The sequence below is a fragment of the Pseudomonas sp. HS6 genome (genome assembly GCF_023375815.1).
Lineage (GTDB): Bacteria > Pseudomonadota > Gammaproteobacteria > Pseudomonadales > Pseudomonadaceae > Aquipseudomonas.
The window spans coordinates 3,624,111-3,647,250 of sequence record NZ_CP067412.1; the positions used below are offsets into that span (position 1 = coordinate 3,624,111).

Here is a 23,140-nt window from a genome sequence, read left to right on the forward strand (position 1 = left end):
ACCGGACCATGCAAACTCGTGACGACATTTTCAACACCCTGCGTGATGCCCTGGTCGAGCTGTTCGAACTGGACCCGGCCCGGGTGAGCCTGGAATCGAACCTGTATCAGGACCTGGAAATCGACAGCATCGACGCGGTCGACCTGATCGACCACATCAAGCGTCAGACCGGCAAGAAAATCGCCGCCGAGGAATTCAAGTCGGTGCGCACCGTCGGCGACGTGGTCGAGGCGGTCTACCGTCTGGTTCAACCGGCCGCATGAGCCGACTGATCGGCCTCGGCCTGCTGCTGGCAGGCCTGTTGTACCCCTTTGCGGTGTATTTCGGCATGGAGCACTTTGCGCCGTGGCAGTTCGGTCTGCTGCTGGGCAGCCTGTGGCTGGCCCGTGCGCTGACCGGCGAGCGCAAGCCCGGCAGTCTGTGGATGGCCTGCGTGGCGATCGTGTTCTGCCTGTTGCTGGCGCTGTTCGACAGCCCGCTGTTACTGCGCTGGTACCCGGTGCTGATCAGCGGCTTCATGTTGATGCTGTTCAGCCTGAGCCTGAAATACGGCCCGCCGATGGTCGAACGCCTGGCGCGAATTCGCGAGCCGCAACTGCCGCCCGAGGCGATCCGTTACACCCGCCAGGTCACCGTGGCATGGAGCGTGTTTTTCTTCTGCAACGGTCTGTGCGCGGCCCTGCTGACCCTTTGGGCCCCGCTGCACTGGTGGATGTTGTACACCGGCCTGATCTCCTACGGATTGATCGGCCTGATGTTTGCCATTGAATGGCTGATACGACAACGGGTAAGAGGTCGCCCATGAACTGGATAAAACTTGAGCAACTGTTGCTCAAGGATCTGCCGCAGCGCGCCATGACCGTCGCACCGGCACTCGATCACGCACAACTGCGCGAACAGGCCTTGAGCCTGGCCGCCGCCCTGCAAGCCAAAGGTGTGCAGCGAATGGCCGTGCACCTGGAAGATGCCGCAGAACTGGCCGTCGCACTTCTCGGTGCCTGGCGCGCCGGCGTCAGCGTATTGCTGCCTTCGGACCTGCAAGCGCAGACCCGTCAGCGCTGGTCGAATGAAGTCGACCTGTGGCTGACCGATCACGCGGACGACGCGCACCTGAGCGACCTGCAACACACCGCACTGACGGGCGCCGAACTGGATCTCGACCAGTGCCGCCTGAGCCTGTGCACGTCCGGCTCCAGCGGCGAACCCAAGCGCATCGACAAATCCCTGCGGCAACTGGCCAATGAAGTCGAAGCCCTCGAGCAACTGTGGGGCGCGGATCTCGGTGAGGCCTGCATCATCGGCAGCGTCGCCACCCAACATATTTACGGTCTGTTGTTCCGTGTGCTGTGGCCGCTGTGTGCCGGACGCGTGTTTCTGCGCAAACAACTGGCCTTTCCCGAAGACATGCAGCGGGCCAGCCGCGAACACCCGGCCTTCGCCTGGGTCGCCAGCCCGGCGCTGCTCAAGCGCATGGTCGACAACCTCGACTGGCCGGCCCTGAGCGCCGTACGCCGGGTATTTTCCTCCGGCGGTGCGTTGCCGGCGGATGCCGCGCAAAGCTTGCACCAGCGCTTGCAGCAGTGGCCGACGGAAATCCTCGGCAGCTCGGAAACCGGCGGTATCGCCTGGCGTCAGGGCCAACAGCTGTGGCAGCCGTTCGCTGGGGTCGAGCTGAGCCAGGATGTCGACGGCGCCCTGTTGATCGCCTCACCGTACTTGCCCGTCGGCCATATCGAACACACCGCCGATGCCGCGCGCATCGACGCCGATGGTCGTTTCGAACTGCTCGGGCGACTGGACCGGATCGTCAAACTGGAAGAAAAACGTATCTCCCTGCCGATGCTGGAACAGGCCCTGATCGTCCATGATTGGGTCGCCGAAGCGCGTTTGGGCGTGGTGCAGGAAAACCGCGCGTCCCTCGGCGCCTTGCTGGTGCTCAGTGAATCAGGCCTGTTTGCCCTGCGCGAACAAGGTCGGCGCAGTCTTACGGAAACCCTGCGCCGTCATCTCGGCGAGCATTGCGAAGCCCTCGCCTTGCCCCGACGCTGGCGCTTGCTGCGACAACTGCCGCTGAACACTCAGGGCAAGTTGCCTCAGGCCGATGTCGAAGCACTGCTGCTGGCACCACGTCCGAAGGCACCGGAAGTTCTGGAGCAGACCGAAACCGAGGGTGAATGGAGCCTGCAACTGAGTGTGCCGCCAGACCTGGCCTACTTCAGCGGCCACTTCCCCAAGGCCCCGGTATTACCCGGCGTGGTGCAGGTCGAGTGGGCGCTGAACCTCGGTCGGCAACTGCTGAGCCTGCCCGGCCCGTTCGCCGGAATGGAAGTGCTGAAGTTCCAGCAACTGGTGCGCCCCGGCGATGAAATCCAATTGCACCTGCGCTTTGACCCCGAACGCGGCAAGCTGTATTTCGCTTACCGCAACGACACCGCGACCTGCTCCAGCGGCCGGATCCTGCTGGGAGCTGCCGATGCATAATCCTTGCGCGGTCATCCCGGTCTACAACCACGAAACCGCGATCTCCACGGTGGTCGACGCCCTGCTCGCCCAAGGCTTGCCGTGCATTCTGGTGGACGACGCCAGCAGCAAATCCTGCGCAGCCGTGCTGGATGCCCTGGCCGAACGCGAGCGGGTGTATCTGGTGCGACTCACCACCAATCAGGGCAAGGGCGGCGCGGTGATGACCGGTCTGCGTGAAGCCGCACGACTGGGTTTCACGCATGCCTTGCAGGTCGATGCCGACGGTCAGCACGACTTGCTGGACGTCAGCCGTTTCGTCGAAGAATCCCGCGTCCATCCGCGAGCGCTGATCTGCGGTTATCCGCTGTATGACGCCAGCGTGCCCAAGGGTCGGCTGTACGCCCGTTACCTCACTCACGTGATGGTGTGGATCAACAGCCTGTCGCTGCAGATCCGCGATTCAATGTGCGGTTTCCGCGTCTATCCGCTGGAGCCGACACTGGCGCTGATCGACTCGGCGCGGATCGGCAAGCGCATGGATTTCGACTCGGACATTCTCGTGCGCCTGTCATGGCGCAACCAGCCGATGCGCTGGCTGCAAACCAGCGTGCATTACCCGCTGGACGGCGTGTCGCACTTTCGGATGTTCCACGACAACGTGCTGATTTCGAGCATGCACACACGCCTGTTCTTCGGCATGTTGCTGCGCTTGCCCGCGATCCTCTGGCGTCGGTGGCGCGCATGACCGTCGAGACCGACAAGAAGCACTGGGCCGACCGCGAAGAACGCGGCAGCTTTCTGCTGATGAAATTCACCGCGTTCGCCGCCAAGGTTCTTGGCCGACGCCTGCTGAGTCCGCTGCTGTACGGCATCGTCCTGTACTTCTTCCTGTTCGGCCGCACGGCACGACGCAGTGCCTGGCAGTATCAGCAACGCCTCGCCGACTGGAGCGGCCGCCACGAGTTGCGTCCGAGCCTGTGGCGCGTGTTCGGCCAATTCATGGCATTCGCCGATTCGCTGCTCGACAAACTCGACGTGTGGAACCGCAAGCTACGCATCGAGCAGATCGAAATCATCGACCCGGCGCTGCTGCGCAATCAGTTGCGCGGCAGTCGCGGGCAAATGCTGGTGGGCGCGCATCTGGGCAACCTCGAAGTGTGCCGGGCGCTGGCGGAGATCGGCGAAAAGGTCACCATGAATGTGCTGGTACACACCAAGCACGCCGAGCAATTCAATCGCCTGCTGGGCGAGGCCGGGGCGACCAATCTGCGACTGATCCAGGTCAGCGAGCTGGACCCGGTGATCATGCTGCAACTGCACGAACGCCTGGAGCGCGGCGAATGGCTGGCGATTGCCGGCGACCGCGTGCCACTGCACGGCGGGCGCAGCGTGACCGTGGACTTCCTCGGCCATCCGGCGCGGTTCCCGCAAGGCCCGTGGCTGCTGGCCGGCCTGCTGAAATGCCCGGTCAATCTGCTGATGTGCCTCAAGCAGCCTGACGGCCACTATCGCCTGACCCTCGAGCCATTCGCCGATGCCGTGACGTGGACACGCCGCGATCGCGAACAGGTCATTCATCAGTGGGCGACCCGCTATGCCGAACGCCTGAGTCACTATTGCCTCGAAGCCCCCAAGCAATGGTTCAACTTTTACCCTTTCTGGAAGACCGATGACGACGCCAACCCATGAGCCGGTAACCTTCGGCGAACGCCCTTTGCGCATCGAAGACGTGCTGGCCCTGGCCAACCGTCAGGCGCCCGTGCAGTTGCAGAGCGACGCCGACTACCGCGAACGCATCGCCAAAGGCGCGCGGTTCCTCGATTCGCTGCTGGACAAGGAAGGCGTGATCTACGGCGTCACTACCGGCTATGGCGACTCCTGCGTGGTCGCGGTGCCGCTGCATCACGTCGAGGCGCTGCCGCGTCATCTCTACACCTTCCACGGTTGCGGGCTGGGCAAACTGTTCGACGCCCAGGCCACCCGCGCGGTGCTGGCGGCGCGTTTGCAGTCGCTGTGCCACGGCGTGTCCGGCGTGCGCATCGAACTGCTGGAACGCCTGCACGCCTTCCTTGAGCACGACATCCTGCCGCTGATTCCCGAAGAAGGCTCGGTGGGAGCCAGCGGTGATCTGACGCCGCTGTCCTACGTTGCCGCGACCCTGTCCGGCGAGCGTGAAGTGATGTTTCGTGGCGAACGCCGCCAGGCTGCCGACGTGCATCGCGAACTGGGCTGGACGCCGCTGGTGTTGCGTCCCAAGGAAGCGCTGGCACTGATGAACGGCACCGCCGTGATGACCGGTCTCGCCTGTCTCGCCTATGCTCGCGCCGATTATCTGCTGCAACTGGCCACCCGCATCACCGCGTTGAACGTGGTGGCGTTGCAAGGCAATCCGGAGCACTTCGATGAGCGCCTGTTCGCCGCCAAGCCGCATCCGGGGCAGATGCAAGTCGCCGCGTGGCTGCGCAAGGATCTGGCGATCGACGCGCCGACCGCGCCGCTGCACCGCTTGCAGGATCGCTACTCGCTGCGCTGCGCACCGCACGTGCTCGGCGTACTGGCCGACAGCCTGAACTGGCTGCGTTCGTTCATCGAGACCGAACTCAACAGCGCCAACGACAACCCGATCATCGACGCCGAAGCCGAGCGTGTGCTGCACGGCGGGCATTTCTACGGCGGGCATATCGCGTTCGCCATGGACAGCCTGAAAAACCTCGTGGCCAACGTCGCCGACCTGCTCGACCGACAACTCGCGCTGCTGGTGGACGAGCGTTACAACCACGGTTTGCCGAGCAACCTGTCCGGCGCCAGCGCCGACCGGGCAATGCTCAACCACGGCTTCAAGGCTGTACAGATCGGTGCCAGCGCATGGACCGCCGAAGCGTTGAAAAACACCATGCCGGCCAGCGTCTTCTCGCGCTCCACCGAATGTCACAACCAGGACAAGGTGAGCATGGGCACCATCGCCGCCCGCGACGCCATTCGTGTGCTGGAGCTGACCGAACAGGTCGCTGCCGCCACGCTGCTCGCGGCCAATCAGGGCGTCTGGCTGCGTGGCCGTGATGAAGACGCACGACCGCTGCCACCGTCGCTGGCCGCCATGCATGAGCAACTGGCGCAAGACTTCCCGCCGGTGATCGAAGACCGTGCCCTGGAAGGCGAATTGCGTCTGTGTCTGCAACGCATCGCCGAGCAACACTGGAGGCTGCATGCGTAGTGCCGGAGTGCTTCACGCCGATACGGAAATCCTCGTGCCGTTCTTTGACATCGACACCATGCACGTCGTCTGGCACGGCCATTACGTGAAATACCTGGAAGTGGCGCGTTGCGCACTGCTCGACAAGATCGGCCACAACTACAACCAGATGGTCGACTCGGGCTACGCCTGGCCAGTGATCGACCTGCAATTGCGCTACGTGCGCGGCGCGGTGTTTGGTCAGCGGCTGAACGTGCGCGCCAGCCTGGTGGAATGGGAAAACCGCCTGAAGATTCACTACCTGATCACCGACGCCCAGACCGGCGAGCGCCTGACCCGCGCCAGCTCGGTGCAGGTCGCTGTCGAGGTGAGCAGCCGCGAGATGCAACTGGCCTCACCGAAAGTCTTCACCGATGCCGTGGAAAGGATGCTGCGATGAATGTATTTCTGAAATCCCTCGGGGCCTTGGCGTTGCTGGGCCTGTCGTCGCTGGCCAACGCCTTCGACCTGCAACAGTTGAGCGATCAACTGGCGAAACCGGACGTGATCCACGGCCAGTTCATTCAGGAAAAACACCTGCGCGCCCTGCCCCAGCCGCTGATCAGCAAAGGCAGTTTTGTCCTCGCCAAAAACCACGGCCTGCTGTGGCTGCTGAAGACCCCGTTGCAGCAGGATTACCGCATCAGCGCCAAAGGCATTGCCCGTCGTGACCTCAACGGTTGGCAACTGTTGCCCGGCAAGAGCGCCGGCGCCGAGCAGAACCGTTTGTTCCTCGCCGTCCTGCAAGGCGACAGCAGCGGCCTGCAACGGGATTTCGAACTGGCCCTGAACGGCGACGCGCAGAAATGGCAACTGACGCTCACCCCGCGTTCGGTGCTGCTCAAGCAAGTGTTCAACCGGATCAACATCACCGGCGGCACGCTGGTGAGCACCATCGAACTGCTGGAAACCCAGGGCGACAGCACCGTTCTGCGCATGCAGGACAGCACCGCCGGCCAACCGTTGAGCGACGCGGAGCAACATGACTTTGCCGAGTGAACGCAGGCTGCCCTGGCTGTTCCTGATCCTGCTGCTGGCCGTCGTCGCACTGGGCGCCTGGCAGTGGCGCGACGGCGCACCGCTGTCGGCGAACCTGATGGAGCTGGTGCCCGGCACCCATCCGGACGCCGTCGAGCAGCGTGCCGAACAACGCATGCAGGAACCGCTCAACCGGGAAATGCTGGTATTGGTCGGCCACGCCGATCGCCAGCAAGCCGTCGCCATGGCCCAGACTTTGGGCGAGCAATGGCAGGCCAGCGGCCTGTTCGAAAAAGTGCAATGGAACCTGCAAGCCGACCTGCCCGCCCTGCGCGCGCAGTTGCTGCAAGGTCGACTGGCGATGCTCTCGGCCGATGATCGACAGTTGCTGATCGAACACCCGGACGCCTTCATCCACCAGCGGGTGCAGGCGCTGTTCGACCCGTTCACCGGCTTCAGTCTGGTGCCGAGCCAGGACGACTGGCTGGGCCTCACCGGACGCATCCAGAACAGCCAGCCGCAGCACGGCGCGGTGCAACTGGACATCGGCAGCGGCGCATTGATTGCCGATGCTGACGGCAAGAGCTGGGTACTGCTGCGCGCGCGCACCACCGGCAACGCCTTCGACATGAACCTGCCGCTGCAAGTCGCCGCGCTGCTGCAACACAGCCGCGAGCAAGCGGCGAAATCCGATGTGCAACTGCTGGCCGCCAGCGGGTTGCTCTACGCGGCCAACGGACAGCAGCAAGCGACCCGGGAAATCTCCTGGGTCGGCGGCGGTGCCACCCTCGGCATTCTCTTGCTGCTGTTGCTCGCCTTCCGCCGCTGGCGGGTATTGCTGGCGTTCATTCCGGTGCTGGTGGGCATGCTGTTCGGCGCGGTGGCTTGCGTGGCACTGTTCGGGCATCTGCATGTGATGACCTTGGTGCTCGGCTCGAGTCTGATCGGTGTGGCGGTGGATTACCCGCTGCACTATCTGTCCAAGAGCTGGAGCCTCAAGCCTTGGCGCAGCTGGACGGCACTGCGCTTGACGGTGTCGGGCCTGACCCTGAGCCTGATCACCAGCGCCATCGGCTATCTGGCGCTGGCCTGGACGCCGTTCCCGGCCCTGACCCAGATTGCCGTGTTCTCCGCCGCCGGGCTGCTCGGCGCTTACCTGTCGGCGGTGTGCCTGCTGCCGGCGCTGTTGAGCAACGTCGAACTGCGCCCGGCGCAATGGCCGCTGCGTCTGGCCGAGCGCATGGTCAGCCTTAGAGAGACCCTGCTGGAGCATGTACGCACACCGATTCTGTTCGCCCTGCTGATCGCCTTTTGCGCCGGCGGTCTGGTGCAACTGCAAAGCAAGAACGACATCCGCCAATGGGTCGGCGCGCCGCAGCACCTGACCGACGAAGCGCAGGCCATCGCCCGCATCACCGGTTATCAGCCGACCAGTCAGTTCTTCCTGGTGCGCGCAGAAAACCAGCAGCAATTGCTGGAACGCCAAGCGGCCCTGAGCGAACGCCTGGATCAACTGGTCAACCTCGACAAGTTGCAAGGTTATCTGGCGCTCAACCAATTGGTCAGCCCGCCGAGCCAGCAACAGCAGGTTCGCGAAGCGCTGAACAAGTTGCCGCAATTCTGGCAGCCCCTGCTTGAAGTCGGCGTACCGCTGGCAGCCCTGCAAACCGAACTGACGCAATTGCAGGCCCTGCCCGCCGAAGACATCGACGCCGCACTTGTCGGCCCGCTCGGCGAGCCCTACCGCACCTTGTGGCTCGGCCCGACCGAGGAAGGCGTGGCCGCGATGGTGAGCCTGCAAGGCCTGAACAATCCGGCGCTGCTGCGAGTGCAGGCGCTGGATCTGCCCGGTGTGGAACTGGTGGATCGACTTGGTGACTTGAACCGGGTGTTCGCCGAAACCCAGATCAGCGCCGCCGAACTGAAACTCGCTTCCTGCGTGCTGATCGTGCTGGTGCTGATCCTGCCGTTCGGCCTCGGCGGTGCGTTGCGCATCGTTTCCCTGCCGTTGCTCGCCGCCCTGTGCAGCCTGGCCAGCCTCGGCTGGCTCGGTCAGCCGCTGACCCTGTTCAGCCTGTTCGGTCTGCTGCTGGTGACGGCGATCAGCGTCGATTACGCGATTCTCATGCGTGAGCAGGTCGGCGGCGCAGCCGTCAGTTTGCTCGGCACCTTGCTGGCGGCGCTGACGACCTGGCTGTCGTTCGGCCTGCTGGCAGTGTCGAGTACACCGGCGGTGAGCAACTTCGGTCTGTCGGTTAGCCTCGGGCTGGCCTTCAGTTTCATGCTGGCGCCGTGGGCCGGGCGTCATGCCCATGCCGCGACAGTCGCGGAGCCGGCAGCATGATGGTCGTGGTCTTCTGGCTGATGGCGCTGGCGTTGTTCGCCTTGGCCACCCGTGCCGGTCGATATTTCGGGCTGATTCCGATCGTCAGCCAGTTGCTGCTGGCCAGCTTCGTCCTGCCGTTGTTGATGTACTTCTGGATCGAACCGAGTTGGCAACTCAGCGGTGCCGAACTGATTGCGCCGGCCTGGCTGAAGAACCTCTACAGCCTGAGTTTCGCGCTGTTGCTCGGGCACATTCTCAGCGACGTGATCGACCTGCGCCTGGATCGACAGAGTGTGAAAATCGCCGTGCCGAGTTTCGCCGTACCGTTCGCCTGCGGGCTGGCGGCGGCGTACTGGCTGCTGCCGGCGCAACCATGGCTCAACTCGCTGGCCATCGGTCTGGTGTTCGCCATCACCGCGATCCCGGTGCTGTACCTGTACCTGCGCCATATCGATTATCCGCCCGCCGCCACCCGGCGTCTGGTGCAGACGGCGATCCTGATCGACCTGACCTGCTGGACCCTGTTCGGCCTCGCCCAAGGCAGCCTGCACCTGAGCAGTCTGTTGCTGCCGCTGGGGCTGGCCTGCGTGCCAGTGCTGCTGCGGGTGTTCGGCATCCGCCGGCCACTGACGTACAGCCTGGGTTTCTTTGCACTGTTGGTGCTGGCCGAACACTACAAGCTCAATGCGCTGATTTTCGGCATCGGCTACCTGCTGTGTATGGCCGCGCTGAAAGTTCCGTTGGTGTTGCCGTTGCCGGCACGCTGGATGAACCGTTTGCAGACCTGGATTGCGATTCCGCTGATCCTGACGTTTGGCATCGTGCAGATCGATGTGCACAGCGCCTTTACCAGCCTCGGCGCTGTGCAATGGGCAGCGCTGCTGCTGTTGCCGATCGCCAGCAAACTGCTGGGCAACTGGCTGGGCCTCGGCTGGGCCGGGGCGTCGTTCGAAGGCGCCAGCCGCTGGCGCGAAAGCGTGCTGTTGAACATTCGCGGCTTGAGCGAAATCGTTTTTCTCAATTTGCTGCTGCAACAACAGCTGATTAGCCCGGCGCTTTACTTCGCGCTGATGCTGATGGGCTTGATCGCAACGCTCCTGCCGGCCTTCATCGGCCTGCACCGCGCGTCACTGAACCCTATTGCCGTACCCAGGAGCTCGCGTGCCAATCGTTGAAATGGAATCCCGTCAGGTGGTGATCATCGGCGCCGGCCCGTCCGGCTCCATTGCCGCTGCGTTGCTCAAGCGCAAGGGCCACGACGTGCTGGTCATCGAGCGCCAGCATTTCCCTCGGTTTTCCATCGGCGAAAGCCTGCTCAGCCATTGCCTGGATTTCGTCGAAGAGGCGGGGATGCTTGAAGTGGTGAACGCCGCCGGATTCCAGCGCAAGACCGGCGCGGCATTCGCCTGGGGCGAGCGCTACAGCGCGTTCGATTTCAGCGATACGTTCACCGACGGCAAACCGACCACCTTCCAGGTGCAACGCGCCGACTTCGACAAACTGCTGGCTGATCAGGCGGCGTTGCAAGGCGTGGAAATCCGTTATGGCGACGCCATTGTCAGCGTGGATTTCGACCGCTCGCGTCCGCAACTCGATGTGCGTCGCGAAGACGGCAGTGAGTACCGCGTCGAAGCCGATTTTGTGCTCGATGCCAGCGGTTACGGCCGCGTGCTGTCACGCTTGCTGGACCTGGAGGCGCCGTCGAATTTCCCGGTGCGCCAGGCCGTGTTCACCCACGTCGAAGATCACATCGACCACCCTGCCTTCGACCGCGAAAAAATCCTCATCACCACTCATCCGCTTCACCGCGACATCTGGTTTTGGACGATCCCGTTCAGCAATGGTCGTTGCTCGGTCGGGGTGGTCGCCGCTGCCGAACATTTCAATGGTCGCGATGCCGATCTCGATGCCTGCCTGCGCGGTTTCATTGCTGAAACGCCGAGTCTGGCCAAGGTGCTGAACAATGCCGTGTGGGACACTCCGGCGCGCACCCTCGGCGGCTATGCGGCCAATGTCAAAACCCTGCACGGCCCCGGTTTTGCCTTGCTGGGTAACGCGGCGGAATTTCTCGACCCGGTGTTCTCTTCCGGCGTGACCATTGCCATGCGCTCGGCGAGCATGGCCGCCGGTGTGCTGCATCGACAGTTGCAGGGCGAAACCGTGGACTGGCAAAGCGAGTTCGCCGAACCGCTCAAACGCGGCGTCGATACCTTCCGCTGCTACGTCGAAGGCTGGTACGCCGGCACTTTCCAGGACGTGATTTTCCACGAGCAAGGCTCCCCCGAAATCCGTCGCATGATCTGCTCGATCCTCGCCGGTTACGCCTGGGACGAACGCAACCCGTTTGTCAGCGAAGCGCGCCGCCGGCTGAAAACGATTTCCGAACTCTGTGCAAGGGACGACACATGAACTACTTGAGCGACAGCTACGTCGAGGAAACCCGTTTCGGCTTCTGGTTCCTGCGCAGCCACACCTGGCAGCACCATGTGTTGCGGGTGGCGATCAATGATTTGCGCAGCTTGTTCAGCGAACCGCTGCCGGCCAACCCGGTGCTGCTGGATGCAGGATGCGGCCAGGGCAAATCCTTCGGCCATCTGCGCCAGACCTTCGCGCCACAGCGTTTGATCGGCGTCGATGCCGATCCGCACAGCCTGGAACTGAGCGCCGTCGAAGCCGCGCGCCAGGGCTTCGCCGTGGAGCTGATCGGCAGCGACTGCGCGACACTGAATGTCCCGGATGCGAGCGTCGATCTGCTGTTCTGTCACCAGACCTTCCATCATCTGGTGGAGCAGGAAAAGGCCCTGGCCGAGTTCTACCGGGTGCTCAAGCCGGGCGGTTATCTACTGTTCGCCGAGTCCACCGAGGCTTACATTGATACGTGGGTCATCCGCTGGTTGTTCCGCCATCCGATGCACGTGCAAAAGAGTGCGGCGCAGTATCTGGGAATGATTCGCCAGCAGGGCTTTGAGTTCGGCGAACGAAATGTTTCCTACCCGTACCTGTGGTGGAGCCGCTCGAAGGATTTCGGTCTGCTCGAACGTTTTGGCCTGCGCAAGCCGAAACCGTTTGGCCAACGCGAAGAAACCTTGGTCAACGTCGTGGCGCGCAAACCATTGCAAGGTGACAACTGATGCCACACATCACCTGTGGGAGCGAGCTTGCTCGCGAAAGCGGTGTGTCAGACACCAGAAAGATTGAATGTGAGATCGCATTCGCGAGCAAGCTCGCTCCCACAGTGTCCGATGTGTGGCGGTTTTTTGTGCTCGGCGTAGTACTTCTTTTGAATGCCTGTGCCAGCCACGCGCCGCTGCCTGTGGATAACCCTACGCTGCCCTTGCCGCTCCAATTGCACATCGAGCGCCAGCAAGCCGAGCAACGCCAGGACTGGTTGCTGGTGATCCAGCGCGAGGGCCCGGGCATTCGCTGGTCGATGATGGACCCGCTGGGCATCCCCCAGGCTCGTCAACAACTGATCGATGGACGCTGGCAGGCCGACGGCCTGCTGCCGCCGAATCCGGAAGCCCGGGAGTTGTTCGCTGCGCTGCTGTTCGCCCTGACGCCTGCCGGCGAGCTGTCGCGCAATTATCCCACCGCGCAGCAACATGGCGGGCAACGTTCCTTGCCGGCACGCTGGGACATCCGTTATGCACAACCGTTGAGCTTCGAATTGAACCTGCCCCAAGGCCCGCACTATCGGGTTTCTCCCTTAGGTGAATCGACGCCATGACCGCCTACCTCAACGCCCTCGGCGTGATCTGCGCCCTGGGCCGTGACAAGCAAGAGATCGCGCGCAACCTGTTCGCCGGCGATTGCTCGGGCATGCGCCGCGAGTCTGGCTGGGTGCCGGATCGCGAGCTGCCGGTGGCCGCGGTGCACGGCGAACTGGCGGCGATTCCATCGCAGATGTTGGCGCAGAAGAGCCGCAACAATCAGCTGTTGCTGGAAGCCGCGTTACAGATTCGCGACGACATCGACGCAGCCATCCAAGCCTATGGCCCGGACCGCGTCGGCGTGGTGCTCGGCACCAGCACCTCAGGTATCGACGAGGCCAGTCAAGGCCTGGCGCACTACATTCGCGACCAACAGTTCCCGGCCGATTACGACTATCGGCAACAGGAGCTTGGCGCCCCGGCGACGTTCCTCGCCGACTGGCTGCAACTGAGCGGCCCGACCTACGTGATTTCCACCGCGTGCACCTCCAGCGCCCGGGCCTTGATGAGCGCCCGGCGTCTACTGGATCTGGGGTTGTGCGATGCGGTGCTGTGCGGCGGTGTGGACAGCCTGTGCAAGCTGACCCTGAATGGCTTCTCGTCGCTGGAAGCGGTGTCCGACGAGCGCTGCAATCCGTTCTCGGCCAACCGCAAAGGCATCAACATCGGCGAGGCAGCAGTGCTGTTCGTGATGAGCAAACAGCTCGGCGACGGCCCCGCCATTGCCCTGTTGGGCGCTGGCGCCAGTTCCGATGCGCACCATATTTCCGCACCGGAGCCGTCCGGCCGTGGCGCGTTGCAAGCCATGCAACAGGCGCTGGATCGCGCACAGCTGCAAGCCGCGCAAATCAGTTATCTGAACCTGCACGGCACCGCCACCCAGCACAACGACGCCATGGAAAGCCTTGCCGTTTCCACCCTTTTTCCGCAGGGCGTGGCGTGTTCCTCGACCAAACCGATGACCGGCCACACCCTCGGCGCTGCCGGCGCACTGGAAGCCGCGTTCTGCTGGCTGAGCCTGAGCGCCGACAACCCGGATCACGCCTTGCCACCGCACGTCTGGGACGGCCAGGCCGATCCCGGCCTGCCAGCGCTGAAGTGGGTGACCGCGAGCGAGCGCCTGGCGTCCATTGCACCCCGCTACCTGATGAGCAACTCGTTTGCCTTCGGTGGCAATAACGTCAGCCTGATTATCGGAGACGCCCCATGAATGACTGGCCGCTCGCCGAATTGCTGCCCCACGCTGGCGACATGATTCTGATCGACCGAATCCTCAGCTTCGACGATGAGCAGATCCGCACCACCCTGACGGTCAAGCCCGACGGCCTGTTCAACTTGCCCGATGGAAACCTGCCGGCGTGGGTCGGCGTCGAGTTGATGGCGCAGAGCGTCGCTGCCTTCGCTGGTTGCCATGCACGGCAGAAAGGCAAAGCAGTGGAGCTGGGCTTTCTGCTTGGCACCCGCAAGTTCGAATGCAATGTCGAGGCGTTTCCGGTCGGCAGCGAACTGACCATCCATGGCATCCGCTCGCTGGAAGACGACAACGGCATGGGCGTGTTCGAATGTCACATCAATGCACCCGGCATCGAAGCCAGCGCCCGGCTGAACGTGTTCCGACCGCCGCACGCGGCGCAATATCTTGAACAATTGAAGGAGTCGAACGATGACTGAATTCGTACTGGTCACCGGCTCCAGTCGCGGTATTGGCCGCGCGATTGCCCTGCGCCTGGCCCAGGCTGGCCACGATATCGTCCTGCATTGCCGCAGCGGCGTGAGCGAGGCACAAGCGGTGAAATCCGAAGTCGAAGCGCTCGGTCGCAATGCGCGCATCCTGCAATTCGACGTGGCTGACCGCGAAACCTGCAAAGCCATCCTCGAAGCCGATGTCGAAGCCCACGGCGCGTACTACGGCGTGGTGCTCAATGCCGGACTGACCCGCGATGGCGCGTTTCCCGCCCTGAGCGATGACGACTGGGACGTGGTGCTGCGTACCAACCTCGACGGTTTCTACAACGTCCTGCACCCGGTGATGATGCCGATGATCCGTCGTCGCGCCGCCGGTCGCATTGTTTGCATCACCTCGGTCTCGGGGCTGATCGGCAACCGTGGCCAGGTCAACTACAGCGCATCCAAAGCGGGTGTGATCGGTGCCGCAAAGGCGTTGGCGATCGAACTGGCCAAGCGCAAAATCACGGTGAACTGTGTCGCGCCGGGCCTGATCGATACGGCCATGCTCGATGAAAACGTGCCGGTGGAAGAACTGATGAAAATGATCCCCGCACAACGCATGGGCACGCCGGAAGAAGTGGCCGGTGCAGTGAATTTCCTGATGTCGGCGGAAGCGTCGTACATCACCCGCCAGGTGCTGGCAGTCAACGGAGGCTTGTGCTGATGAAGCGCGTTGTCGTCACCGGCATGGCCGGCATCACCTCGCTGGGCAGCGACTGGGACACCATCGCCGGCAACTTCGCCGCCAACCGCAGCGGCATCCGCCGGATGGACGAGTGGGATCGCTTCAGCGAGCTCAATACCCGACTGGCCGGGCCAATCGACGATTTTGTGGTGCCGGCGCACTGGACCCGCAAGCAACTGCGCAGCATGGGCCGGGTCTCGCGGCTGGCAGTCGGCGCGGCTGAAAAAGCTTTGGCCGATGCCGGCCTGCTCGGCGACGAATCGATCAAGGACGGCCGTATGGGCGTGGCCTGTGGCTCGTCCACCGGCAGCACCGACGAGATCAAGGCATTCGGCAACATGCTGCTGAATTCGGTAGCCGAAGGCCTGAACGCCAACTCCTACGTGCGGATGATGCCGCACACCACGGCGGCGAACATCAGCATCTTCTTCGGCCTCACCGGTCGCCTGATACCGACGTCCAGCGCCTGTACCAGCGGCAGCCAAGGCATCGGTTACGCCTACGAGGCGATCAAGTTCGGACGCTTGCCGCTGATGCTCGCCGGCGGCGCCGAAGAACTCTGCCCGACCGAAGCCATGGTGTTCGATGCGCTGTACGCCACCAGCCTGAAAAACGATGCACCGCAAACCTCGCCACGCCCGTACGACAAAGGCCGCGACGGCCTGGTGATCGGCGAAGGCGGCGGCATGCTGGTACTCGAAGAACTGGAACACGCCCTCGCTCGCGGTGCGCACATTCACGCCGAAATCGTCGGTTTCGGCAGCAACGCCGACGGCCAGCACACCACCCGTCCAGAGCAAGTCACCATGCGTCGAGCGATGGAGCTGGCGCTGGAAGACGCGGGCCTCACGCCTGACGCCATCGGTTACGTGAACGGTCACGGCACAGCCACCGAGCAGGGCGATATCGCCGAAACCCTGGCCACCAGCAGCCTGTTCGGCGAGCGCATGCCGATCAGCTCGCAGAAGAGTTTCCTCGGCCATACCCTCGGCGCCTGCGGTGCGCTGGAGTCCTGGTTCAGTATCGAAATGCTCAACCGCGACCTGTACGTGCACACATTCAACCTCGACGAAGTCGACCCGCACTGCGGCAAACTCGATTACCTGCGCGGCGAATTCCGCCAGATGCACCACGACTACGTGATGAACAACAACTTCGCGTTTGGCGGGGTCAACACCTCGCTGATCTTCCGCCGCTGGACGCAACCGAATTAATTCAGGTCAAGGAGACCTCCATGCGTTTGAACAAACTCGCTGCCGCCACCCTGCTGCTCTGCGCCTTGCCGGCAGTCAGCCAGGCCCGTGACACGGCGGTGTACCTGCCGTTCGACAAAGCGGTCGCCGAAGCGACCCGTACCGGCAAGATCGACGGCAGCGTGAAGTTTTATCTGGCGGGCAATGCGCCGGCCGGCAAAGTTACCGTCGTCAGCCCTGGCGCGGTGACCAACAAGAAGACCAACGCCTTCAACAAGTCCGATGAAGTGGCCTGCGAATGGGTCGTGCAATCGGCCATCATCAGCCTGCACCAGGCCGCGAAAAACGCCGGCGCCAACGCCGTGACCAACATCGTCAGCTTCTACAAGAGCAACGAGCGCAAGGATGCGAAAAACTACGAATGCCACGCGGGCGCGATCATGGCCGGCGTAGCGTTGAAGGGTGATCTGGCGACGGTTCAGTAGTCGCGAGAAACGACAAAGGGCGCCTTTCGGCGCCCTTTCACAAACAGGTTGGCTTGTCATCGCCTCTCACCTGCCTGGCTCTGCGATGGCTGGTTGCCCAGGATCCTCAGAGTCTCACAAGCCCCTTTCGGGAACGCCGGCAGTATTGCCTGAAACTGCATGTGGAGCAACGGCTGGCATTTGGCTTTGATGCGCCACCTCAGTAGCCATCACAGTCCCAACGCCCGTCTGACTGCGGTTTTGATCGCGTGAAATTCGTCTGTTGCAAGATGTGAGATCAAGTAGATGCGTTTGCCTTGCCGATCCCGGCTTTTGATCCGATCAAGCCGCGAAAGACTGACTGTGGCAATCATGTCGCACTTTGCCCAACAGCTCGGGCTGGCTCCCTGAAGGTGGCTTGCAAGTTCAAGATGGTGCCCGAGCAAACAATCAGGGGCGGTGGTACTCAACGGCACTACTGTTACCAACAGGCTGTTGGTTCGATGTTTACGTAACACAACAACAGGTCTGACTTTGACCATCTCGGGGATTTCATAACCCCTGAAATCGCAAATCAAAACACTGCCCTCCTTAGGCTGGTATCGAAGTGGCATCCGTGACACTCGCTTGAAAAGAACTGATTTTGCGCAACAACGGCCATATTCCCTAAGACAGTTCCGTTACTCGAAATGTACGGAGTCGAGCCAACCAAACCTGTGCACCACAACTACACTCGCTCAAACAGGCCGACACATAGCGCCTGCCGGAACGGCGAGCCCGGTCGGTCGAGCACTCGCGGTTCTCTTTCACCGTCAAGGAGATGACCATGCAAGCGAAAGCCCTGATCGCCGCCACCCTTTTCAGCCTGCTGCCCAGCGCCAGCCACGCCACCAACCTGATGTACATGCCGTTCGAAAACGTGCTGTCGGATGCGATTCGTGCCGGGCGGCTGGATGGCAGTGTGAAGTTCTACCTGATCGGCAATGGACCACAGGGGACTCAGCGGATGTTGCAGCGCGGCGTGGTCAGCGATCTGAAGACCAACGGTTTCAACAAGAGCGATCACGACTCGTGCGAGTGGGTGTTGCAGTCGAACCTTATTGCGCTGCAGGCCCAGGCCAAGCGCGTCGGAGCCAATGCGGTGACCAATATCGTCAGCTACTACGACCAGCATGTACGCAAGGATCTGAACACTTACGAATGTCGCGCCGGGGTGTTTGTGACGCGGGTGGCGTTGAAGGGGGATCTGGTGCGGCTGCCCTGATCAGCCGGCTTCGACCTTGCGTGTGAGCAGCTCGACAAACGCCTTGGCCATCGGCGATTTCTGATCCTTGCGCTGCACCAGCCACACCGCCGTCACAGCCTCGGGGTCCAGCAGCGGTCGATAGACCACGCCATCGATGCGCATCCGCTGATACGAGGCCGGCATCACCGACACGCCCAGGCCCGCCGCCACCAGACCGATGATGGTCATGGCTTCGCCGGCCTCTTGGGCGAAGTGCGGACTGAACCCGGCGTCACGGGCCAGGCTGATCAGTTGCGAATACAGACCACTGCCGTAGCTGCGCGGGAAGAACACGAACGGCTCCAGAGCCAGAGCCGACAAAAACAGACCTTCCTCACTGCCCTGCGCCAATGGATGCTTGGAGCTGAGCACCGCGACCAAGGGCTCACGCATCAGTTCGACCACGCTCAGCGAATCCGGCAGGCCCAGCGGACGCATGATGCCGACCTCGATCGACTCGTCCACCAACGCGTCGGCCACCATGGTGCTGCTCATCTCGCGCAGGTTCAGGTGCACGGCCGGGAAGCGCTGGCGGAAGGAAAAAATCGCCTGGGGAATGGTCGAGTTGAACGGTGCCGACGAGGTGAAGCCGATCTTCAACTCACCGAGTTCACCCAGTTGCGCACGCCGCGCCACATCCGCCGCTTTGTCGACCTGAGCCAGCACCAACCGCGCCTCTTCCAGAAACAGTCGCCCGGCTTCGCTGAGCTCGACCCGACGATTGGTACGCTCGAACAGCCGTGCGCCGACTTCCTGTTCCAGCGCCTGAATCTGCTGGCTCAGCGGTGGCTGGGAGATGCCCAGCACCTGGGCGGCGCGGCCGAAGTGCAGTTCTTCGGCGACGGCGATGAAGTAGCGCAAGTGACGCAATTCCATGAAAACCCCATTAGGTCGTTAAAGCTATCAAACAGGTCGAACAATATATTGGATAGAAACATTAGCCAGCTATATGATTTTTTCATTGCCTGCCTGCCCGCGCCCTCCGAGGTCTGATGTGAAAACCGCCGTCGCTCCACTGGCCCATGAAGTCCCGCCCGCTGCGGCGGACGATGTGCTGACCGAACTGCAAGAGATCTACATCGAGAAAGGCACACCAGCGTTCATGCGCACGGTACTCGCGCTGTTCAGCGGCGGCTTCGCGACGTTCGCCCTGCTGTACTGCGTGCAGCCGATGATGCCGCTGCTGTCCCACGAATATTCGATCAACGCGGCACAGAGCAGCCTGATCCTGTCGGTGGCCACCGGCATGCTGGCCTTCGGTCTGCTGATCACCGGGCCGATTTCCGATCGGGTCGGGCGCAAACCGGTGATGGTCGCCGCACTGTTTGCTGCGGCGCTTTGCACCATCGCCAGTTCGATGATGCCGAGCTGGCACGGCGTGCTGATCATGCGTGCGCTGATCGGGTTGTCGTTGAGTGGTCTGGCGGCGGTTGCAATGACTTACCTCAGCGAGGAAATCCATCCGCAGCACATCGGTCTGGCGATGGGCCTGTACATCGGCGGCAACGCGATCGGCGGGATGAGTGGACGGTTGATCACCGGTGTACTGATCGACTTCGTCAGCTGGCACACAGCGATGCTGGTGATCGGCGGTCTGGCGCTGATCGCGGCGGCGGTGTTCTGGAAGATCCTGCCGGAGTCACGCAACTTTCGCTCCCGCTCGCTGCACCCGCGCAGCCTGCTCGACGGTTTCACCATGCACTTTCGCGATGCCGGCTTGCCGCTGCTTTTCCTTGAGGCGTTCGTGCTGATGGGCGCGTTCGTCACGTTGTTCAACTACATCGGCTACCGCCTGCTGGCCGAGCCGTATCACCTGGATCAGGTGTTTGTGGGGCTGTTGTCGGTGGTCTACCTGTCGGGCATCTACAGCTCGGCGAAAATCGGTTCGCTGGCCGACAAACTGGGCCGTCGCAAAGTGCTGTGGGCGACCATCGCCCTAATGTTCGCCGGCCTCGCCCTGACCATGTTCACACCGCTGCCACTGGTGATCATCGGCATGCTGATCTTCACCTTCGGCTTCTTCGCCGCCCACTCGGTAGCCAGCAGCTGGATCGGCCGTCGGGCACTCAAGGCCAAGGGCCAGGCGTCTTCGTTGTACCTGTTCAGCTATTACGCCGGGTCGAGCATCGCCGGGACGGCGGGCGGAGTGTTCTGGCACATGGCCGGGTGGAACGGGATCGGTCTGTTTATCGGTGCGTTGTTGCTGGTGGCGCTGTTGGTGGCGTTGAAGCTGGCGAAGTTGCCGCCACTGGGTGGCGTAAAAGCCTGATTCACGCCCACAAAAAAACGCCCGGCATAAGCCGGGCGTTTTGGTTTTCTACCATTAGAGCTGAGCGCCGATTACTCGTGATACTGCGCCGACAGTTCATGCACCGCACGCAGGAAGGCGCCGGCATGTTCCGGATCGACTTCAGGCGTGATGCCGTGGCCAAGGTTGAACACGTGGCCGCTGCCTTTGCCGTAGCTGGCGAGGATGCGCCCGACTTCGGTGCGGATCGCTTCAGGTTTGGCGTACAGCACGGTCGGGTCCATGTTGCCTTGCAGTGCGACCTTGTCACCGACGCGGGCGCGGGCGTTACCGATGTCGCAGGTCCAGTCCAGGCCCAGTGCGTCGGCGCCAGCCTCGGCGATGCTTTCCAGCCACAGGCCGCCGTTCTTGGTGAACAGGATCACCGGAACCTTGCGACCGTCGTGCTCGCGGATCAGGCCGCTGACGATTTTCTTCATGTAGGCCAGGGAGAATTCCTGATACGCCGCCGCCGACAGGTTGCCGCCCCAGGTATCGAAGATCTGTACCGCTTGGGCGCCGGCCTGGATCTGGCCGTTCAGGTACGAAGTCACCGACTGCGCCAGCTTGTCCAGCAGCAGGTGCATGGCTTGCGGGTTGTCGTAGAGCATCGCCTTGGTCTTGCGGAAGTCTTTCGACGAGCCGCCTTCGACCATGTAAGTGGCGAGAGTCCACGGGCTACCGGAGAAACCGATCAGCGGTACACGGCCGTTCAGTTCGCGGCGGATGGTGCTGACCGCGTCCATCACGTAACCGAGGTCTTTGTGCGGGTCCGGGATCGGCAGAGCTTCGATGTCAGCCAGAGTGCTGACGACTTTCTTGAAGCGCGGACCTTCACCAGTCTCGAAGTACAGGCCCTGGCCCATGGCATCGGGAATGGTGAGGATGTCGGAGAACAGGATCGCCGCGTCCAGTTGCGGATAGCGGTCGAGGGGTTGCATCGTGACTTCGCAGGCGAATTCCGGATTCATGCACAGGCTCATGAAGTCGCCGGCCTGAGCGCGGCTGGCGCGGTATTCCGGCAGGTAGCGGCCGGCCTGGCGCATCATCCACACAGGGGTGACGTCTACGGGTTGCTTGAGCAGGGCGCGGAGGAAACGGTCGTTCTTCAGGGCAGTCATGTCGGCATCCGGAAAAAAAGTGCGGGCATTTTCTCAGAGCGCGACGCAAAAGGCACGGTTGCAGGTCAGCCTTTTGTCTATCGGGTCAATTTGTCGCGCTGGAATGCTGGCTTTGCAACACCACAAAACACTGTGGGAGCTGGCTTGCCAGCGATGCATGCAACTCGGTTTGTCAGGTAAACCAAGGTGATGCTATCGCTGGCAAGCCAGCTCCCACAGGTATTGCATTGCAGTTTCGAGCGGGGTTTAGACGCCCAGGTAATCGAGGATCCCTTCAGCCGCATTGCGGCCTTCGAAGATCGCCGTCACCACCAGGTCGGAACCGCGCACCATGTCGCCACCGGCAAAGATTTTCGGGTTGCTGGTCTGGTGCTTGTACTGACCTTGCTCGGGCGCAACGACGCGGCCCTGGCTGTCGGTCTGGATCTCGAACTGCTCGAACCACGGTGCCGGGCTCGGACGGAAACCGAAAGCGATGACCACGGCGTCGGCCGGGATGATCTCTTCGGAACCCGGGATCGGCTCGGGGCTGCGACGGCCACGGGCGTCCGGTTCGCCGAGACGGGTCTCGACCACTTTCACGCCTTCGACCTTGTCTTCACCAACGATAGCGATCGGCTGGCGGTTGTAGAGGAATTTCACGCCTTCTTCCTTGGCGTTCTTCACCTCTTTGCGCGAGCCGGGCATGTTCGCTTCGTCACGCCGATAAGCGCAGGTCACCGACTTGGCGCCCTGACGGATCGAAGTCCGGTTGCAGTCCATCGCCGTGTCACCGCCGCCCAGCACCACAACCTTCTTGCCTTTCATGTCGACGAAATCTTCCGGCGACTTTTCAAAGCCCAGGTTGCGATTGACGTTGGCGATGAGGAAGTCCAGCGCGTCGTAAACGCCCGGCAGGTCCTCACCGGCAAAACCGCCCTTCATGTAGGTATAGGTGCCCATACCCATGAACACGGCATCGTATTCGGCGAGCAGTTGCTCCATGGTCACGTCCTTGCCGACCTCGGTGTTGAGGCGGAACTCGATGCCCATGCCGGTGAAGACTTCGCGGCGATTGCTCAGCACGGTCTTCTCAAGCTTGAACTCGGGGATGCCGAAGGTCAGCAGACCGCCGATTTCCGGGTTCTTGTCGAACACCACCGGGGTCACGCCACCGCGCACCAGCACGTCGGCACAACCGAGGCCCGCCGGGCCTGCACCGATGATCGCGACACGCTTGCCAGTCGGTTTGACCTTGGACATGTCCGGGCGCCAGCCCATGGCGAACGCGGTGTCGGTGATGTACTTCTCGACCGAACCGATGGTCACCGCGCCAAAGCCGTCGTTGAGGGTGCAGGCACCCTCGCACAGACGATCCTGCGGGCACACCCGGCCGCAGACTTCCGGCAGGGTGTTGGTCTGGTGCGACAGCTCGGCGGCCTGGAGGATGTTGCCCTCGGCCACCAGCTTCAGCCAGTTCGGAATGAAGTTGTGCACCGGGCACTTCCATTCGCAATACGGGTTGCCGCAACCCAGGCAGCGGTGGGCCTGGTCGGCCGACTGCTGGGGTTTGAACGGTTCGTAGATCTCAACGAACTCTTTCTTGCGTTGACGCAACAGTTTCTTCTTCGGATCTTTGCGCCCGACGTCGATGAACTGGAAGTCGTTATTCAGACGTTCAGCCATTGT

The 23,140-nt window shown here is 62.5% G+C and carries 24 protein-coding genes; 20 read left to right on the forward strand and 4 right to left on the reverse strand.

The features are described 5' to 3' along the window. Positions 1-8: 8 nt before the first annotated feature. The 18 genes from JJN09_RS16320 (at position 9) to JJN09_RS16405 (ending at position 16,800) form a co-directional block, all read left to right on the forward strand. Positions 9-263 carry an acyl carrier protein gene (locus tag JJN09_RS16320; RefSeq protein ID WP_007909503.1) on the forward strand — a complete coding sequence of 85 codons (255 nt, stop codon included), beginning with the start codon at positions 9-11 and terminating at the stop codon, positions 261-263. Next, complete coding sequence (locus JJN09_RS16325) at positions 260-805, forward strand: hypothetical protein (RefSeq protein WP_249482645.1); 546 nt, start codon at positions 260-262, stop codon at positions 803-805. Before JJN09_RS16320 ends, JJN09_RS16325 begins: the two co-directional genes overlap by 4 nt. After that, complete coding sequence (locus JJN09_RS16330) at positions 802-2,481, forward strand: acyl-CoA synthetase family protein (protein WP_249482646.1); 1,680 nt, start codon at positions 802-804, stop codon at positions 2,479-2,481. Before JJN09_RS16325 ends, JJN09_RS16330 begins: the two co-directional genes overlap by 4 nt. Continuing rightward, the gene (locus JJN09_RS16335; RefSeq protein ID WP_249482647.1) at positions 2,474-3,208 is read left to right on the forward strand and encodes a glycosyltransferase family 2 protein; all 735 of its coding nucleotides are present in this window, start codon (positions 2,474-2,476) and stop codon (positions 3,206-3,208) included. Before JJN09_RS16330 ends, JJN09_RS16335 begins: the two co-directional genes overlap by 8 nt. Beyond that, on the forward strand, positions 3,205-4,152 hold the full coding sequence (locus tag JJN09_RS16340) for a glycosyl transferase (protein WP_249482648.1): 948 nt from the start codon (positions 3,205-3,207) through the stop codon (positions 4,150-4,152). Before JJN09_RS16335 ends, JJN09_RS16340 begins: the two co-directional genes overlap by 4 nt. Beyond that, positions 4,133-5,677, forward strand: a complete 1,545-nt coding sequence (gene hutH / locus JJN09_RS16345) for a histidine ammonia-lyase (RefSeq protein ID WP_249482649.1) — start codon at positions 4,133-4,135, stop codon at positions 5,675-5,677. Before JJN09_RS16340 ends, hutH begins: the two co-directional genes overlap by 20 nt. Next, positions 5,670-6,095 (forward strand): thioesterase family protein, encoded by a 426-nt coding sequence (locus JJN09_RS16350; protein WP_096819899.1) that lies wholly within the window; start codon positions 5,670-5,672, stop codon positions 6,093-6,095. The genes hutH and JJN09_RS16350 overlap by 8 nt, the downstream gene beginning before the upstream one ends. Next, positions 6,092-6,694, forward strand: a complete 603-nt coding sequence (locus JJN09_RS16355; RefSeq protein WP_249482650.1) for an outer membrane lipoprotein carrier protein LolA — start codon at positions 6,092-6,094, stop codon at positions 6,692-6,694. The genes JJN09_RS16350 and JJN09_RS16355 overlap by 4 nt, the downstream gene beginning before the upstream one ends. Beyond that, complete coding sequence (locus JJN09_RS16360; RefSeq protein WP_249482651.1) at positions 6,678-9,017, forward strand: MMPL family transporter; 2,340 nt, start codon at positions 6,678-6,680, stop codon at positions 9,015-9,017. The genes JJN09_RS16355 and JJN09_RS16360 overlap by 17 nt, the downstream gene beginning before the upstream one ends. Further along, positions 9,014-10,174 carry a sodium:proton antiporter gene (locus tag JJN09_RS16365; RefSeq protein WP_249482652.1) on the forward strand — a complete coding sequence of 387 codons (1,161 nt, stop codon included), beginning with the start codon at positions 9,014-9,016 and terminating at the stop codon, positions 10,172-10,174. Before JJN09_RS16360 ends, JJN09_RS16365 begins: the two co-directional genes overlap by 4 nt. Continuing rightward, positions 10,161-11,408, forward strand: a complete 1,248-nt coding sequence (locus JJN09_RS16370; RefSeq protein ID WP_249482653.1) for an NAD(P)/FAD-dependent oxidoreductase — start codon at positions 10,161-10,163, stop codon at positions 11,406-11,408. Before JJN09_RS16365 ends, JJN09_RS16370 begins: the two co-directional genes overlap by 14 nt. Beyond that, positions 11,405-12,130 (forward strand): class I SAM-dependent methyltransferase, encoded by a 726-nt coding sequence (locus JJN09_RS16375; protein WP_249482654.1) that lies wholly within the window; start codon positions 11,405-11,407, stop codon positions 12,128-12,130. Before JJN09_RS16370 ends, JJN09_RS16375 begins: the two co-directional genes overlap by 4 nt. Before the next feature lie 113 nt (positions 12,131-12,243). After that, complete coding sequence (locus JJN09_RS16380) at positions 12,244-12,726, forward strand: hypothetical protein (protein ID WP_368388960.1); 483 nt, start codon at positions 12,244-12,246, stop codon at positions 12,724-12,726. Then, on the forward strand, positions 12,723-13,919 hold the full coding sequence (locus JJN09_RS16385; RefSeq protein ID WP_249482656.1) for a beta-ketoacyl-[acyl-carrier-protein] synthase family protein: 1,197 nt from the start codon (positions 12,723-12,725) through the stop codon (positions 13,917-13,919). Before JJN09_RS16380 ends, JJN09_RS16385 begins: the two co-directional genes overlap by 4 nt. Beyond that, a complete protein-coding gene (locus JJN09_RS16390; RefSeq protein ID WP_249482657.1) occupies positions 13,916-14,380 on the forward strand; it encodes a hotdog family protein in 465 nt (154 codons plus the stop codon). Before JJN09_RS16385 ends, JJN09_RS16390 begins: the two co-directional genes overlap by 4 nt. Beyond that, on the forward strand, positions 14,373-15,101 hold the full coding sequence (locus JJN09_RS16395; RefSeq protein WP_249482658.1) for a 3-ketoacyl-ACP reductase FabG2: 729 nt from the start codon (positions 14,373-14,375) through the stop codon (positions 15,099-15,101). The genes JJN09_RS16390 and JJN09_RS16395 overlap by 8 nt, the downstream gene beginning before the upstream one ends. Continuing rightward, positions 15,101-16,336, forward strand: a complete 1,236-nt coding sequence (locus tag JJN09_RS16400; RefSeq protein WP_249482659.1) for a beta-ketoacyl-ACP synthase — start codon at positions 15,101-15,103, stop codon at positions 16,334-16,336. The genes JJN09_RS16395 and JJN09_RS16400 overlap by 1 nt, the downstream gene beginning before the upstream one ends. A 20-nt stretch (positions 16,337-16,356) precedes the next feature. Continuing rightward, positions 16,357-16,800 (forward strand): excinuclease, encoded by a 444-nt coding sequence (locus JJN09_RS16405; RefSeq protein WP_249482660.1) that lies wholly within the window; start codon positions 16,357-16,359, stop codon positions 16,798-16,800. Positions 16,801-17,009: 209 nt separating this feature from the next. On the opposite strand, the gene JJN09_RS16410 is transcribed toward JJN09_RS16405, so the two are convergent. Further along, complete coding sequence (locus tag JJN09_RS16410) at positions 17,010-17,393, reverse strand: type II toxin-antitoxin system PemK/MazF family toxin (RefSeq protein ID WP_302851889.1); 384 nt, start codon at positions 17,391-17,393, stop codon at positions 17,010-17,012. A 212-nt stretch (positions 17,394-17,605) separates the two neighbouring features. Here JJN09_RS16410 and JJN09_RS16415 point away from each other — a divergent pair, with 212 nt between their 5' ends. Beyond that, positions 17,606-18,043 (forward strand): excinuclease, encoded by a 438-nt coding sequence (locus JJN09_RS16415; protein ID WP_249482661.1) that lies wholly within the window; start codon positions 17,606-17,608, stop codon positions 18,041-18,043. On the opposite strand, the gene JJN09_RS16420 is transcribed toward JJN09_RS16415, so the two are convergent. Continuing rightward, a complete protein-coding gene (locus JJN09_RS16420; protein WP_039766450.1) occupies positions 18,044-18,940 on the reverse strand; it encodes a LysR family transcriptional regulator in 897 nt (298 codons plus the stop codon). A 118-nt stretch (positions 18,941-19,058) separates the two neighbouring features. Between JJN09_RS16420 and JJN09_RS16425 the strand changes: the two genes are divergently transcribed. Next, the gene (locus JJN09_RS16425) at positions 19,059-20,333 is read left to right on the forward strand and encodes an MFS transporter (RefSeq protein ID WP_249482662.1); all 1,275 of its coding nucleotides are present in this window, start codon (positions 19,059-19,061) and stop codon (positions 20,331-20,333) included. A gap of 71 nt (positions 20,334-20,404) precedes the next feature. On the opposite strand, the gene hemE is transcribed toward JJN09_RS16425, so the two are convergent. After that, positions 20,405-21,472, reverse strand: a complete 1,068-nt coding sequence (gene hemE / locus JJN09_RS16430) for a uroporphyrinogen decarboxylase (RefSeq protein ID WP_047290897.1) — start codon at positions 21,470-21,472, stop codon at positions 20,405-20,407. A gap of 246 nt (positions 21,473-21,718) precedes the next feature. Further along, complete coding sequence (locus JJN09_RS16435; RefSeq protein ID WP_007909438.1) at positions 21,719-23,137, reverse strand: FAD-dependent oxidoreductase; 1,419 nt, start codon at positions 23,135-23,137, stop codon at positions 21,719-21,721. Positions 23,138-23,140 lie beyond the last annotated feature (3 nt).

Coding starts and splice junctions, on each gene's coding strand:
- JJN09_RS16320 (WP_007909503.1), top strand. CDS start 9: ATGCAAACTCGTGACGACATTTTCAACACCCTGCGTGATGCCCTGGTC.
- JJN09_RS16325 (WP_249482645.1), top strand. CDS start 260: ATGAGCCGACTGATCGGCCTCGGCCTGCTGCTGGCAGGCCTGTTGTAC.
- JJN09_RS16330 (WP_249482646.1), top strand. CDS start 802: ATGAACTGGATAAAACTTGAGCAACTGTTGCTCAAGGATCTGCCGCAG.
- JJN09_RS16335 (WP_249482647.1), top strand. CDS start 2,474: ATGCATAATCCTTGCGCGGTCATCCCGGTCTACAACCACGAAACCGCG.
- JJN09_RS16340 (WP_249482648.1), top strand. CDS start 3,205: ATGACCGTCGAGACCGACAAGAAGCACTGGGCCGACCGCGAAGAACGC.
- hutH (WP_249482649.1), top strand. CDS start 4,133: ATGACGACGCCAACCCATGAGCCGGTAACCTTCGGCGAACGCCCTTTG.
- JJN09_RS16350 (WP_096819899.1), top strand. CDS start 5,670: ATGCGTAGTGCCGGAGTGCTTCACGCCGATACGGAAATCCTCGTGCCG.
- JJN09_RS16355 (WP_249482650.1), top strand. CDS start 6,092: ATGAATGTATTTCTGAAATCCCTCGGGGCCTTGGCGTTGCTGGGCCTG.
- JJN09_RS16360 (WP_249482651.1), top strand. CDS start 6,678: ATGACTTTGCCGAGTGAACGCAGGCTGCCCTGGCTGTTCCTGATCCTG.
- JJN09_RS16365 (WP_249482652.1), top strand. CDS start 9,014: ATGATGGTCGTGGTCTTCTGGCTGATGGCGCTGGCGTTGTTCGCCTTG.
- JJN09_RS16375 (WP_249482654.1), top strand. CDS start 11,405: ATGAACTACTTGAGCGACAGCTACGTCGAGGAAACCCGTTTCGGCTTC.
- JJN09_RS16385 (WP_249482656.1), top strand. CDS start 12,723: ATGACCGCCTACCTCAACGCCCTCGGCGTGATCTGCGCCCTGGGCCGT.
- JJN09_RS16390 (WP_249482657.1), top strand. CDS start 13,916: ATGAATGACTGGCCGCTCGCCGAATTGCTGCCCCACGCTGGCGACATG.
- JJN09_RS16395 (WP_249482658.1), top strand. CDS start 14,373: ATGACTGAATTCGTACTGGTCACCGGCTCCAGTCGCGGTATTGGCCGC.
- JJN09_RS16400 (WP_249482659.1), top strand. CDS start 15,101: ATGAAGCGCGTTGTCGTCACCGGCATGGCCGGCATCACCTCGCTGGGC.
- JJN09_RS16405 (WP_249482660.1), top strand. CDS start 16,357: ATGCGTTTGAACAAACTCGCTGCCGCCACCCTGCTGCTCTGCGCCTTG.
- JJN09_RS16410 (WP_302851889.1), bottom strand. CDS start 17,393: ATGCCACTTCGATACCAGCCTAAGGAGGGCAGTGTTTTGATTTGCGAT.
- JJN09_RS16415 (WP_249482661.1), top strand. CDS start 17,606: ATGCAAGCGAAAGCCCTGATCGCCGCCACCCTTTTCAGCCTGCTGCCC.
- JJN09_RS16420 (WP_039766450.1), bottom strand. CDS start 18,940: ATGGAATTGCGTCACTTGCGCTACTTCATCGCCGTCGCCGAAGAACTG.
- hemE (WP_047290897.1), bottom strand. CDS start 21,472: ATGACTGCCCTGAAGAACGACCGTTTCCTCCGCGCCCTGCTCAAGCAA.
- JJN09_RS16435 (WP_007909438.1), bottom strand. CDS start 23,137: ATGGCTGAACGTCTGAATAACGACTTCCAGTTCATCGACGTCGGGCGC.